This window comes from Flavobacteriales bacterium (genome assembly GCA_016699575.1).
GTDB lineage: Bacteria > Bacteroidota > Bacteroidia > Flavobacteriales_F > PHOS-HE28 > PHOS-HE28.
Window position 1 is genome coordinate 648423 of the sequence record CP064979.1, and the last position, 14032, is coordinate 662454.

The 14032-nt window shown below is 60.7% G+C and carries 12 protein-coding genes and 1 pseudogene; 10 read left to right on the forward strand and 3 right to left on the reverse strand.

Going from position 1 to position 14032, the window contains the following annotated elements; translation table 11 throughout:
• Positions 1–116: 116 nt before the first annotated feature.
• From IPJ76_02825 to asnB, 7 genes are all read left to right on the forward strand, one after another.
• Positions 117–1613, forward strand: coding sequence for a T9SS type A sorting domain-containing protein (locus tag IPJ76_02825; GenBank protein QQR87181.1), 1497 nt, complete (start codon positions 117–119; stop codon positions 1611–1613).
• 234 nt (positions 1614–1847) lie between these two features.
• Positions 1848–3350: a T9SS type A sorting domain-containing protein gene (locus IPJ76_02830; protein ID QQR87182.1), complete on the forward strand. Its 1503-nt coding sequence runs from the start codon at positions 1848–1850 to the stop codon at positions 3348–3350.
• A 280-nt stretch (positions 3351–3630) separates the two neighbouring features.
• The gene (locus tag IPJ76_02835) at positions 3631–5085 is read left to right on the forward strand and encodes a glycosyltransferase family 39 protein (protein ID QQR87183.1); all 1455 of its coding nucleotides are present in this window, start codon (positions 3631–3633) and stop codon (positions 5083–5085) included.
• Positions 5086–5144: 59 nt separating this feature from the next.
• Positions 5145–6086 (forward strand): glycosyltransferase family 2 protein, encoded by a 942-nt coding sequence (locus IPJ76_02840; protein ID QQR87184.1) that lies wholly within the window; start codon positions 5145–5147, stop codon positions 6084–6086.
• A 4-nt stretch (positions 6087–6090) separates the two neighbouring features.
• Positions 6091–6651 (forward strand): methyltransferase domain-containing protein, encoded by a 561-nt coding sequence (locus IPJ76_02845; GenBank protein ID QQR87185.1) that lies wholly within the window; start codon positions 6091–6093, stop codon positions 6649–6651.
• Positions 6652–7401, forward strand: a complete 750-nt coding sequence (locus tag IPJ76_02850) for a class I SAM-dependent methyltransferase (GenBank protein QQR87186.1) — start codon at positions 6652–6654, stop codon at positions 7399–7401.
• 1 nt (position 7402) lies between these two features.
• Positions 7403–9274, forward strand: coding sequence for an asparagine synthase (glutamine-hydrolyzing) (gene asnB / locus IPJ76_02855; GenBank protein QQR87187.1), 1872 nt, complete (start codon positions 7403–7405; stop codon positions 9272–9274).
• Positions 9275–9280: 6 nt separating this feature from the next.
• On the opposite strand, the gene IPJ76_02860 is transcribed toward asnB, so the two are convergent.
• From IPJ76_02860 to IPJ76_02870, 3 genes are read right to left on the reverse strand one after another with little or no spacing between them, the layout of a single operon-like run.
• The gene (locus tag IPJ76_02860; GenBank protein QQR87188.1) at positions 9281–9952 is read right to left on the reverse strand and encodes a peptidoglycan peptidase; all 672 of its coding nucleotides are present in this window, start codon (positions 9950–9952) and stop codon (positions 9281–9283) included.
• 52 nt (positions 9953–10004) lie between these two features.
• The gene (gene bshB1, locus IPJ76_02865) at positions 10005–10724 is read right to left on the reverse strand and encodes a bacillithiol biosynthesis deacetylase BshB1 (GenBank protein ID QQR87189.1); all 720 of its coding nucleotides are present in this window, start codon (positions 10722–10724) and stop codon (positions 10005–10007) included.
• On the reverse strand, positions 10721–11287 hold the full coding sequence (locus tag IPJ76_02870) for a glutathione peroxidase (protein QQR88380.1): 567 nt from the start codon (positions 11285–11287) through the stop codon (positions 10721–10723). The genes bshB1 and IPJ76_02870 overlap by 4 nt, the downstream gene beginning before the upstream one ends.
• A 77-nt stretch (positions 11288–11364) precedes the next feature.
• On the opposite strand from IPJ76_02870, the gene IPJ76_02875 reads away from it, so the two are divergent.
• The 3 genes and pseudogenes from IPJ76_02875 to ccsA all read left to right on the forward strand — a co-directional run bounded on the left by IPJ76_02875 (position 11365) and on the right by ccsA (position 13935).
• The gene (locus tag IPJ76_02875) at positions 11365–12219 is read left to right on the forward strand and encodes a hypothetical protein (protein QQR87190.1); all 855 of its coding nucleotides are present in this window, start codon (positions 11365–11367) and stop codon (positions 12217–12219) included.
• Positions 12220–12256: 37 nt separating this feature from the next.
• Positions 12257–12925, forward strand: coding sequence for a heme exporter protein CcmB (locus IPJ76_02880; protein QQR87191.1), 669 nt, complete (start codon positions 12257–12259; stop codon positions 12923–12925).
• A gap of 330 nt (positions 12926–13255) precedes the next feature.
• Positions 13256–13935 (forward strand): annotated as a pseudogene (gene ccsA, locus IPJ76_02885) (cytochrome c biogenesis protein CcsA).
• Positions 13936–14032 lie beyond the last annotated feature (97 nt).

A 14032-nucleotide genomic window follows, 5' to 3' on the forward strand; every position in this document is an offset into this window, starting at 1 on the left:
CTCGGCACAGCCGAGCGTCAGCCGAGGAGCGCTTACCACTGGATGATCACAACAGTAAGCGGCGTGCTTTGACAAGGCACCGTAACAGTTTACTGAGCCCCACCGTGGATGAACCGATGAAGACGAGAAGAGCCCGAGTGCGTGTGTTGCTGAGCGCCGTTGTCGCGCTTGGCGGGGGTGCGGCCTTCGGTCAAGGTCTGGACAACCTTTGGCTAGGTGGCTATGACAACTGGTTTGGTGCAGCGCCATGGGGTGGGTCGAGCATCAACTTTACAACGGGAACACCAGTGATCTACCAAGATCCGAGATCCATTGACCTCCTTCACACGGCAGCGAACATTAGCGATTCGAACGGTGAATTGCTCTTCTTCACGAACGGTGTGGTGATCGGGAAAGCCGACGGTGATACAATGCAGAACGGAGCGGGGTTGAATCCGAGCGACTACACGGACAATTGGTACCCGGATGGCTTGCTTTTGTACCAAGCCGACTTGATCATCCCGAAACCGGGACACCCAAATCGGTATTTCCTGTTCCATAACACCGTGGACGTGATACCTGGGTTCACAAGCTTGTACGTTTACCTCACCGAGGTTGATATGAGCTTGGATGGAGGGAGCGGCGCTGTGCTAACGAAAAACCAAGTGTTGCATACCGGCCCACTTCAGAACGGGCATTTGACCGGTGTGAAGCACGGGAACGGTCGTGACTGGTGGGTGTTTGCTCACGCGCTTAACACGGATGAATTCCTCCGGTGGTTGGTTACCCCGCAGGGGGTTTTCGGACCCTGGAGCCAAAGCGTAGGTGCTGTCAGGGACGCGGACCCGGGCCAAGTTGTGTTCAGTTCCGATGGTGGTCGCTTCGCGTATTTTGCCGGCCTGTCCGGCTTGGACGTGTTTGAGGTGGACCGCTGTTCAGGACTTTTTTCCGTCTTTGGCCATGTGGATGTATTGGACGGGTTTTACGGCATCGGCGCTTCCTTCTCCCCCAACGGGCGTTTCGTGTACTTGAGCAATGGTTTGGACATGTTCCAAGTTGACACCGAGGCAGCCGATATGCAGGGCGACACGGTGCATATTGCGAGATGGGATTCCACCTACTCCCCAGAGTTCCCATTCGCAACCGTATTCGGTGCGTCAAAGCTTGCTCCGGATGGTAAGATCTACATCAGCACGTTGAACAGCACGGATAAGCTGCACGTGATAAACTATCCGGACAGCTTTGGCCTGGCATGTGGTATTGTGCAACATGCCATCACCCTGCCCACCTACTGGAAGAACTCCCTCCCCAACCACCCCAACTACCACTTGGGGGCCTTGGATGGCAGCGTATGCGACAGCTTGGATGTGGGGTTAGTGGAGCAGCCGGAGAACTTGAACATGAGCTTGTACCCCAACCCCAACACGGGGGCCTTTGCCATCACCTATGCACCGCAACCCAGCAGCGGCACGCTGGAGGTGCACGCACTGGATGGCCGCGTGGTGCACCGCGAGAGCGTGGCGCCTTGGAGCCAACTGAAGGGCGTGGAGCTGCCGCGACTTGCACCGGGCCTATACCAATGCACGGTGCGGTTCGGTGCCCACGAGGGCGTTAGGAGGTTCGTGGTGGAGTAGGCGGCGGTAGGCCTATGTTTGATGGAAGCACATTGCAACCATGGAACATGGGGGCCACAGGCCCACTACCGATGGACACTCGGCACAGCCGAGCGTCAGCCGAGTGCGTTCAGCGGGCGTTGTGCACTACGCGAGCAGGTGCTGGGGGTCTGTACCAGTGGACGATGACCATGGATGGTGTGCGATTGCAACAGGGTAGTGTGACAATTTTCTGAGCTACGAATGAGAGTAGTGATGCGCTACACGCAAAGGACAGTTCTTGGGATGTTCGGCATCATTTGCCTAGGCCATTGGTTTGCTCAACGAGCCATAGGGCAGGGTTTGAACAACCTGTGGCAGGGAGGATACGAGCACATCAGCGGTCCTCCTTGGGGCGGCTCGGACATCGAATTTGCCGGTGGCACCGCCACAATTTCCCCCCAATTGTCCCGTGTCATCGACCTGCAGCACACGGCAGCGAACATTACGAGTTCTACAGGCGAACTGCTGTTCTTTACCAACGGAGTTGTAATTGGCCAAGCCGATGGCGACACCATGTTGAATGGGGCAGGGCTCAACCCCAGCGACTACACCGACAATTGGTACCCGGGCGGGCTCCTGCTCCCACAAGCAGCACTCATCATACCTGATCCGGGCAATGCCGAGCGGTGCTTTTTGTTCCACTGCACATACGATGACATCCCCACGTTTGCGGCGTACAACTTGTATGTGACAATCGTTGACATGAGCTTGAACTCAGGCCAGGGATCTGTACTGCAAAAGAACCAGGTAATTCATACGGGGAATATTCAAGCAGGCCGACTGGATGCGGTACGGCATGGCAATGGACGCGATTGGTGGGTTTATGCGCACGAGATCGCCACAGACCGCTTCTGGCGGTTTCTCGTGTCACCAAGCGGCGTTGACGGTCCTTACGAACAATTCGCTGGTGTTGCACGACCTGCAGATGGGGGGCGAACTGTTTTCTCGCCGGACGGAAGCAAGTTCGCGTACTACTGGGGCGGGTCCGACCTGGACATCTTCTCGGTCGATCGTTGCTCAGGGCTCTTCAGCGACCATGTTCACATCAGTATTGATGATTACGACGGAAGCGGTGGTGTGGCCTTCTCCGCGAGCGGCCGCTTTCTGTATGTGTCCTCGGTGCTTGATGTGTACCAAGTGGACATGGATGCAACCGATATTGGTGCATCCATATTGGACATAGCCTCTTGGGACTCCACCTACTCACCTTTCCCGCCCTTTGCTACCGTTTTTGATGCGGCCAAGCTTGCTCCGGACGGGAGGATCTATATCAGCACGGGCAACAGCACTGACAAGCTGCATGTGATCAACTATCCGGACAGCTTTGGTCTTGCCTGCGATTTGGTTCAACATGATATCACTTTGCCCACCTACTGGCAAAACTCCCTCCCCAACCACCCCAACTACCACTTGGGTGCGTTGGCTGGGAGCGTATGCGACAGCTTGGATGTGGGGTTGTTGGAGCAGCCGGAGAACTTGAACATGAGCCTATACCCCAACCCCAACACGGGGGCTTTTGCCATCACCTACGCACCCCAACCCACCAGCGGTGTGCTGGAGGTGGTAGCACTGGATGGCCGCGTGGTGCACCGCGAGAGCGTGGCGCCTTGGAGCCAACTGAAGGGCGTGGAGCTGCGGGACTTGTCGCCGGGCCTGTACCAATGCACGGTGCGGTTCGGTGCCCAAGAGGGCGTTAGGAGGTTCGTGGTGGAGTAGGCGGCGGCAAGCCTATGTTTGATGGAAGCACATTGCAACCATGGAACATACATGGGGCCACAGGCCCACTACCGATGGACACTCGGCACAGCCGAGCGTCAGCCGAGTGCGATCAGTGGGCGTTGTGCACTACGCGAGCAGGTGCGGAGAGGTGAGCGTCTTGGACCGGCACCTCGCAAGAATGAGCTCTGGTCAGTGCCCAATACGATAGGTCGGTCCTGTTGCGGCAACGCTTCCAGTCCCCCACGTCTATCATTGCCACCGCAGTCCACTGATCGGCATGCCCTTGTTCAGCACCATCAAGAACTTCTTCTCCCCTGACCGCCGCTGGCCTTGGCTGCTGCTGGCCTTGGCGCTGAAGCTGGGCGGTGTGGTGTTCTTCCTCATCTATAACCGCGCCGAGGCCGGCAGCCGGCACATTGCGCTGGAGCACGGCGATACGTTCTCGTACCTGGACCCCATCGACAACCTGCTCAGCACGGGCCATTACACGCCCGACCTGCGCATGCCCGGCTACGGTGCGGTGTACCTGCTCTTCCGGTTGGTGGTGGAGCCCATCATCGCGCGCGACCTGGTGGTGCTGTTGCAGATGGTGCTGGCTGCCGTGGCCGTGTACGTAGGGGCGCGTCTCGCACAGCGCCTTACGGGCAGGAACGCGGCCTTCGTCATCGTCTTCTTCCTGCTGGGCATAAGCCCGTACATGAGCACGTTGGAGAGCCGGTTGTGCACGGAGAGCTTCTGCACCTCGGCGTTGATCTTCGCTTGTTGGCTGCTGCTGCGCTGGCGCGATGAAGGACGTAAGCGCTGGCTCTTGCTGGCCGGTGCGTTGGTGGGCTGGGCCATCTTCCTGCGGCCCATTACAGGCGTGGCGCTGTTGGCGCTGGCGCCCATGGCCTATGTGAGCACCGCCCCCACCCTGCTGAAGCGCTGGTGGCCGGTGGTGCTCTTCCTGCTCCCCTTCGGCGTGGCGGATGGCATTTGGACCGCCCGCAACTATGTGGTGAACCAGGCTTTCCATCCGCTCACCAACGGGCTCTACTACACCAATGCAAGCGGGCGTGTGTACTGGGCCTGCGTGGACCTGGTGCGCCTTTATGGTGGGCACAGCATGTGGTGGGACGACCGCAGCCACGTGGCCTGGTTCAACGCCTACGACGTGGGCACCGGGCTGCCCAAGAACACCAATGGCCTGCCCCCGCCGGATTGGTTCCACACACCTGAGTTCAACCTGGACAGTCTCAAGGATCTTTCCGCCCGGACCTATCATGTGCAGGAAAGTGCCATGGACAGCGCGGAACGCGAAACCCTAACGCTCGCCACAGTGGCCCGCTACCGGCGCTATGTCGACAGTGCGCGGGAGCACTTCCCGCTTCGCACCACCATAGGGGGCAGGGCCATGAACACATGGAACTTCTTCTGGCAATACGGCTCGGCGGGGTTGTTCTTCAAGCCATGGGCGGAATCGTCGCTGCCTGCCAAGGCCATGAAGGCCTACCAAGGCGCCGTGTACCTGGTGGCCATTTTCCTGGGCACCGCAGCGGGGCTGTTGCGCCTGTTCGACCGGCGCAGCAGCATGCCCCTGCGCAGCGTAGGTGCCTTGGCGGTCGTGGGGGTGCTGATGATCCCGCTCCTGTTCCAGTTGACGGAGTACAGGTACAGCGTGCCGAGCTTTCCCTTCCTGTTGATCCTGGCCTTGGACCAATTGTACCGGTGGAAGGCTTCCTTGCGCACCTGAACGCGTCTTGAAGTTTACGAACGACATTTGGCCGCCTTCCGCCCGAGCACGCCGCACCCATGCCACGGATCTCACTGGTCATTCCCGTATTCAACGAAGCTGAGAGCCTTCCTTACCTCTTCGAGGCCCTGGACAAGGCCCTTGCAGGCCTTGACCACGAGATCGTGCTGGTGAACGACGGCTCGCGCGACAAAAGCATGGAGGTGCTGCGCGAGCACGCCGCGCGCGACCCCAAGCTGAAGGTGATCGACTTCCGTCGCAACTTCGGGCAAACGGCCGCCATCAACGCTGGCATACAGCACGCCACCGGCGATGTGCTGGTGCTGATGGACAGCGATCTGGAGAACGACCCCGCCGACATACCGCGGCTGCTGGCCGAACTGGACAATGGCTTCGATGTGGTGAGCGGCTGGCGCAAGGACCGCTGGCAAGGCAGCTACCTGACGCGCAAACTGCCCAGCGAAACGGCCAACCGCCTGATCAGCTCCATCAGCGGGGTGAAGCTGCACGACTACGGCTGCACGCTGAAGGCCTATCGCCGCGACGTGATCAAGGACGTGGCGCTGTACGGCCAGATGCACCGCTTCATTCCGGTGTATTGCAGCTGGCAGGGCGGCCGCGTGGGCGAGCTACCGGTGAACTACACCCCGCGCCGTTTCGGCAAGAGCAACTACGGTCTGTTCCGCACTTACAAGGTGCTGCTGGACCTGCTGCTCATCAAGTTCCTGGACAAGTTCATGACCAAGCCCATCCACTTCTTCGGTGGTGCGGGCTTCATCAGCTTCATCCTTGCCTTCATAACGGGCGGGCTGGCGTTGTACTTCAAGTTCACCGGGCAGAAGGACCTGGTCGAAACGCCGCTGCCGGTCATCACGGCCATGTTCCTCATCGTGGGGCTGGTGATGGTGCTGCTGGGCATCCTGGCGGAAATACAAATGCGCACCTACTACGAAAGCCGCGGTGTGCGCCCGTACTCCATCCGCAGCAAGGTGAATTGCTGAACCCATGCGCAAACTGAACCTCGGCAGCGGCGAATTCCTCAAGGAGGGGTTCGTGAACGTTGACTTCTACTCGGTGAGCAAACCCGATGTGGAGCATGACCTGTCGAAGTTCCCCTACCCGTTCGCCGACAACGAGTTCGACCACGTGGAGAGCGACCACTGCTTCGAGCACCTGCCCAACCCGTTCGCGGTGATGCGCGAAGTGCACCGCATTGCGAAGCCCGGCGCCACCGTCGTCATACGGGTGCCGCACTTCAGCCGGGGCTTCACGCATGCCGAGCACAAGGCCGGGTTCGACGTCACCTTCCCGTACTACTTCCGCAGCGACTTCAAGGGTGGCTACCAAGGGGTGGAGTTCGGCACCACGGCGGTGAAGCTCACCTGGTTCGCACAGCCGTACTTCAAAAAGTCGGTGCTGTCCCCGCCGGTGTTCTGGACAGCACGCACCATGGGCGCCGTGTTCAGCTTCTTCGCGAACCTTTCACCGTTCCTGTGCAGCCGCATCTGGTGTTTCTGGGTGGGTGGTTTCGAAGAGGTTGAATTCCGATTGACGGTCAAGAAGTGAATGGCACGCACCGAGTTCGACCACGACCGGTTCGAAGAGGCCTACCCGCCGGGCATTGAGCGCTCGTGGTGGCAACGCGCCCGCAACGCCGTGATCGCACAGGCGTTCCGGAAGTATGTTCCGCGCAATGCCCGGGTGATGGAGATCGGTTGTGGTACCGGCATCGTAACGGCACACCTGCGCGAGCAAGGCTGGAACGTGACCGGGGTGGAGCTGGGCACGCCCAGCGCAGGGCTCCGCGCCCCGGAGCATTTGCTGCTCGGCCAGGACGCACTGGCACTGCCCCTGGACGTGCGCGAGCGCATCAATGTGCTGTGCTCCTACGATGTGATCGAGCACATCGAGGATGCCCCGGCCTTCCTCAAGGGGCTCGCTGGCGGTTTCCCGAACGCAAGCACCCTGGTGGTGACCGTGCCGGCGCGCACAGAGCTCTGGACCACGTTCGATGACCACTTCGGCCACTTCCGCCGATATGATCGGGCATTGCTTGCCCGGCATTTCGCTGAAGGCGGATGGCAGACGTTGAGCAACGAGTACTTCTTCCATGGGCTCTACCCGGCCATCCTATTGAACAACATGGTGCGCGGCCGGCAGCGCGCGCTCCGTTTCGAGGCGCCGGCCCCGGGCCCCGCATCGGCCGTCAATGCGCTGCTGGGCCGCATGTTCGCGGCTGAGCATGCGCTCTTGCCCGGGGCTTTGCACGGCACTTCGCTCATTGGTGTGGCCGCACGGACGCCAAGCAACAGTTGACATGTGCGGTATAGCGGGCTTCCAAGGCAAGGGCACGCTTGAAGATGCGCAGCGCATGATCGCGCGCATCAACTACCGTGGTCCGGACCTGCAGGATGCGACGATGGTGGCCGACACGGGTCTTGCCCATGCGCGCCTCAGCATCATTGACCTGAGCCATGGCGCCGACCAACCGATGTTCGATGCAACGCGCGAGCTGTGCATCGTCTTCAACGGCGAGATATACAACTACAAGGAGCTGCGCGAGGAACTGCTGCGCACCGGCAGGCACACGTTCCGCACGAACGGGGACACCGAAGTGCTGCTGGCGCTGTACCGCGAGCACGGCACGGCCATGCTGCCGAAGCTCAACGGCATGTTCGTCTTCGCGCTGCACGATGCACGCACGGGCGAGCTCTTCCTGGCGCGCGATCGCATGGGCAAGAAGCCGTTGCACTACGCGCAGACCGCAGCAGGTTTCGTCTTCGGTAGCGAACTGAAAGCGGTGCTCGCGCATCCCGATGTGCACGAGGACATCGACCCCGTTGCGCTGAACCAGTACCTCACCTTCGAGTACGTACCCACGCCGCGCTGCATTGTGCAAGGCGTGCAGAAGCTGCGTCCCGGCCACAGCATGCTGGTGAAGCACGGCCGCATCATCAGCGGGACGCCCTACTGGGAACCGTCGTTCACCAAGCAGTCCATCGGCGAAGAGGAAGCAGCTGCACTGCTTGACGACGCACTGCTGAAGGCCACCGAACGCCGGTTGATGAGCGACGTGCCGTTGGGCGTGTTCCTCAGCGGCGGTATCGACAGCAGCGCGGTGGCGTACTACGCACAACGCAGTTCCACCACGCGCATCAAGACCTTCAGCATCGGTTTCGAGGAGGCCAGCTACGACGAGAGCGCACACGCACGACTGGTCGCCGAGCGGCTGGGCACCGAGCACCACATGGAAGTGCTCACGCAACGTGACAGCCTGGAACTGATCCCGGACATCTACGCAAGGCTCGACGAGCCCTTTGCGGATGCCTCGCTCATCCCCACCCACCTGCTCAGCCGAAGCGCGCGCAAGCATGTAACGGTGTGCCTCGGTGGCGACGGCAGCGACGAACTGCTGGCAGGCTATCCCACCTTCAACGCCGATCGCTTCCGCAAGCTGTTCAGTGCATTGCCGCAACCGGTGATCGCTGCACTGCGCAACGCGGCCAACCTGCTGCCCACCAGCGACGCCAACATCTCGTTCGACTTCAAGGTGAAGCAGTTCCTCCGTGGCTTCGAAGGCAACGCTCGACAAGTGAATACGCTGTGGCTCGGCAGCTTCACACCACGCGAGAAGCAACAACTGCTGAGCCCGGAGCTGAGGGCAACGCTGGGCAACACCACCGGCCTCGAACCCATCGACGATGCGCTACGCGGCTCACAGTGGGCCAACAACGGCTTGGATGAAGTGATCCTCGTCTTCCTGCGCACCTACCTGTTGGACGACATCCTCTTCAAGGTGGACCGGGCCAGCATGTACACGTCGTTGGAGGTGCGCGCGCCATTCATGGACGTGGAGGTGGTGGCGCTGATCAACAGCCTGCCGGACCACATGAAGATCCGCGGAACCAACGGCAAGTGGCTGCTGAAGAAGGTGATGCGCGGCAAGCTGCCCGATGCCATCATCGACCGGCCGAAGAAGGGTTTCGGCATTCCGTTGAGCCATTGGTTGCGGCACGAGCTGCGCGCGTTGTGCGACGATATGCTCTCACCGGAGCGCATACGCCGCGATGGCTACTTCAATGTTGCTTATGTGGAACGTTTGAAGCGCGAGCACATGTCCGGCAAGGCCAACCACCGCAAGTTGCTGTGGACGCTGATCGTGTTCCAGCTGTGGCGGTCGCGCGCCTAGCCGTCGTCAGCGTCCGTTCTCTGCCACTACTTCCAGCGCCGCGCAACGCGCAATAGCAGCCGGAGTAACAACAGGCTCTTCACTAGGCAACTTGCCGTTCGGGAACCGTTGCTGGATGATGCGTTGCGCATGCGGGCCATCGAGCTTCATGCTACCCCACTTCTCCACCTCGCCCACTTCGATCCCCGCGCCGTTCTGGTAGATCTTCCATACGAGTTCACTGCAGTAGATCTCGTCGTCGCTCCAGAGGAAGCGGGTGTCGTAGGGGACACCCAGATGCTTCCTGCCTTCAGCTTCCATGCGAGAGAGCACCGCGGGAGTGAGTTTGGAAGGGTCCTTCAAACGCAGCACGGCCCAGTGCCCGGTACGGCCCAGCCATTCGCCCAGCGTTGTGGTACGCACCGGGCCCACCGCTTCGAGCACCATCGCTTTTCCGTTCTCCACGAAGACGATACCGCAGTGGGTCCAATCGCTACCGGTAGCTTCCTTGATGGCGCTGCACTGGGGTGAGATGGAGGTTTGCACCACGATGTCGCCGGCCTGCACCGCCGGCAGCGGCCGTGACTTGGCCTTGGTCTGAAGTGCGGCGTCTCCCCACGCACTGCCCACGATGAGCAAGCCGATGAAGGCGAAGAGGAAGAAGGAACGATAGCGGCGGACGGCGGTGCGGATGGACATGATCTTCAAGCTTGCCCGATGGAACCAACCACCGTGCCGAGCTTGAATGCTCCTACTTCAGCAGGGTAACGTCGTCCACGCCAAATGCACGCGACGCCACGAAACCTTCACCGTACTTCACCCCGATGAGACGGCCGATCTGCAACGCACGCCCTTCCACGAACGCCGGGAAATCCTGGCCGCTGATGCTCGAAACGGGCTCAGAGCTGGTGGGGTCGAAGAATTGGCTCTTGAAGGCGAACATGGCGGCCATACGCTTCTCCCAGTAGGGCGTGACATCCACTACGAGGGTGGGTTCCATCCACCAATCCTGGATGGTGTGCAGCACGGTGGTGGGGCGCCAAGCCTCTTGGGAATTCCCATCGTCGCTGGTTTCCACGCGGCGAAGTCCGCTGAGAAAGCAGGCTTCAGTAACGAGCGCTGCACTGCGCCCATGGTCCGGGTGGCGGTCCTTCAGTGTATTGGTGAAGATCACTGAGGGCTTGTGGCGGCGGATGACCTGCACCACCTTGAGCAGGCTCTCCCGATCGGCGCGGAAGAAGCCGTCGGCCAAGTCGAGCTGGTAACGGAAGTCAGCGCCGAGGACCTTGCGGGCCGCCTCTGCCTCCTCCTTGCGCAAGGCACCATTGCCGCGCGTGCCCAGTTCGCCAACGGTGAGTTCCACCAAACCAACACGTTTGCCCAGCGCCACATGGTGCAGCACGGTGCCGCCCATGCAGAGCTCCACATCATCAGGATGTGCAGTGATACAGAGGATGTCGACCTCGCTCATTTGCCGCCGAGCCAATTGAGCACCTCATCGCACAGCGGATCCTTGCCGCTCGGCAGGTACATGACCAGGCGCCCTTGTTCATCGATGAGGAACTTGTTGAAGTTCCACTTCACCTTGAAGTCGTCGAAGCCGTTCTGGCTCTTCTGCGTTAGCCACTGGTAAACGGGGTGCTGGTCGTCGCCCTTGGTGCTCACCTTGCTCATCATGGGGAAGGTGACGCCGTAGTTCTTCTGGCAGAAGGCACCGATCTCGGCCTCGGTGCCGGGCTCCTGCCCGCCGAAGTCGTTGCTGGGGAAGCCTAGCACCACAAAACCCTTGTCCTTGTAAGCTTCATACAGCTCCTGTAGCTGCTTGTACTGGCCGGTGTAGCCACACTCGCTGGCCGTGTTCACCACCATGATCTTCTTGCCCTTGAACTGCTCCATCTCAACGGGCTGGCCATCGAGCGAGGTGGCGGACAAGGAATGGAACGAAGCCGGTGGTTCAACGGGCACCGCAACGGACTGCGCCTTGGCACCGAACGGATTGAGCGCGGAGAGGACGGAAAGGAGGAACGATCGCATAAGCATGTCTTGACCTTGTGGGCGCGAAGATCGGGCTCGGCACCGTGCGTTTAACGCGCGGATATCTTTGACCGCGCATGCCCGGCCAACGGGCCTTGGACCCCGTGATGCGCATCCTCCTCTACCCGACCGTTCTACTGTCCCTTCTGGCCACCGCGCAATCGCCGGTGAAGATCCTCGACCCGAAAGCCCTCGACCCGAAAGAGGACCTGCGCAAGGACAAGCAGGCGATGCTCGGGCTACAAGCGGCCGGGCTCACCACCGAAGAGCAGGAAGCGGTATCGGCGCAGAGCATCCTGGCCATCTGGCCCATGGGCCTGTCCAACGACAGCGCGCGCAACGCGAACTCGCCCTACATCCAGAACTACTCAGCCTTCCGCCTTGGCAATTTCAAGCGCGACACGGTGATGATGGCCGTGGTGATGCTGCCCGCCGCAAGCAACATCCACATGCCGGAGGAGATGCGCCCGAAGGCCGACCTCTTCGTGGCAGTGCCGGAGCGCGCACTGTACAACGCCAACAGCAACGCGCAGCGCCCGCGCATTAGCCGCGGCCCGCGCTGGAAGAGCCTGCGCGAAGCGAAGATCATCAAGCCCGATGACCTCTTCGCCACCTATGAGCTGGCGGCCGACAGCGCCGGCAAGACAGCCATGCTGCGAACCATGAGCCAGAGCGAGTACGACCAAGTGGTGTTCCGCAGCAATGAGACCAACTGGCCCGACGGCATCAACACCTTCGACGAGCGCTACCCGAAGCTGACCGATTTCAAGAAGTACAAGGCCTACGCCAGCGCCAAGTGGGACGACAAGATCCTCATCATCGTTCCGGCCGAGAAGAACAAGAAGATGCCCGCGCTGCTGCGCCCCTACGTGGACCTGTACTTCATCTACAGCAAGAGCGCCGTGGAGGTGAAGGAGAAGAAGAAGAAGTAGGGACGACCATTTGGTCGTCCATGCGACCGGAGCACCCATGAAGCCCTCCGAGATACGTGGCATGCTGGCAATGGAGCTGCGGCTCGACCTGCGGCAGCGGCATGCGTTCGGTGGGCTGTTGCTCTATGTGATCGGCGCGGTGTACGTGTGCTACCTGAGCGTTCAGAAGCTCGTGGACGTCCCAATGTGGAACGCGCTGTTCTGGGTCATCCAGTTGTTCGCTGCGTTCAACGCACTCTCGCGGTCGTTCCAGCGGGAAGAAGGCGGACGGCAACTGTACCTCTACACCTTGGTGGATCCGCGGTCGGTGATCCTCGCGCGCACGCTCTACAACGCACTGGTGATGGTGCTGCTCACCTTTCTCAGCCTGGGTTTCTACACGCTCTTCCTCGGTGGAGAAGCGCTCGGCAAGGCTGAGCTGGGGCAATTCGTGCTGGTGACTTTGCTCGGGGGTGTGGGCTTCGCGGCGGTCCTCACGCTCATCAGCGCGTTGGCCGCACGCGCGGGCAATGGCCTTGGTTTGATGGCCATCCTCGGCTTTCCGGTGGTGCTGCCCATGCTGCTCACGCTGATGCGCGCGAGCCGCAATGCCATCGATGGTTTGCCGTGGGCGGTGAACGACAAATACGTGCTGTGGCTGCTGGCCATCGACGCGCTCACCGTGGCGTTGGCCTGGTTGCTGTACCCCTACCTTTGGCGCGACTGATGCGGCATTGGTGGTGGAAAGTCCTGTGCGTGCTGCTGCTGGTGTACACGGCGGTGGTGGGGTTGCGGACGCCGTTGGGAGCAAGCATTGTGTGGGCCTCCTTCAAAGACAGCCAAACACTCGAGATCAAGGGATACGGCACTGAGTATGGCGTTTATCCAACAGACTCGGTCACTATTGCGCTACGGAGCAACAACGTGAACGTCTGCGCTGCTCGCGTGGATGTGGAGTCGAACACAGACCTGAAGGCATCCTTCCGGGACGGCACGAACCCTGGTTCACGCTCTGACTTGGTTGTTATCAACGGCACTCATGGCGAGCTCGTTTTGAATGACGCGTTCTTCTCGAAAGGTTCTTTCCGTGGCGACACTTGTGATATTGGAATGGAAGACCCATTCACTCATAGGCGGTTTGTCTTCCCCAACCGCTCCATCCTGAACGAAACGATCCGCAACCTGTTCTTCCACGTGCCTATGTGGTTCACGATGATCGTGCTCATGGGCATCTCGTTCTTCTTCAGCATCAAGCACCTGCGCACGGGCAATTTGGGCGATGACCTCGCCGCCAGCATCGCCGTGAACGTGAGCCTGCTGTTCGGGATCCTCGGCATCACCACCGGCAGCATCTGGGCGCGCGCCACTTGGGGCGGCTGGTGGACGTACGACACCAAGCTGAACGGCTCGGCGCTCACACTGCTGATGTACTTCGCCTACGTGGTGCTGCGCGGCTCGGTGCCCGATGCCCACAAGCGTGGTCGGCTGGCTGCCGTGTACAACATCTTCGCTTTCATGCTCATGCTGGTGTTCATCATGGTGCTGCCGCGCCTCACGGACAGCCTGCATCCTGGCAACGGTGGCAATCCGGCCTTCAGCCAATACGACCTGGACTCGGCACTGAAATCCGTCTTCTACCCCGCCTGCCTCGGCTGGATCCTGCTGGGCATTTGGGCCTTCAACCTGCGGCTGCGCCACGGCCGTCTAACCGCACTGCTCGATGAGAACGAAACTTAGGAGTGTTGCCTCCGGGTTCACCACAGAGGCACAGAGTCACGGAGGGAATGCCGATGCGCATCACGATGCTCCTTGCGGGACTGAGAGCGTTCGCCTG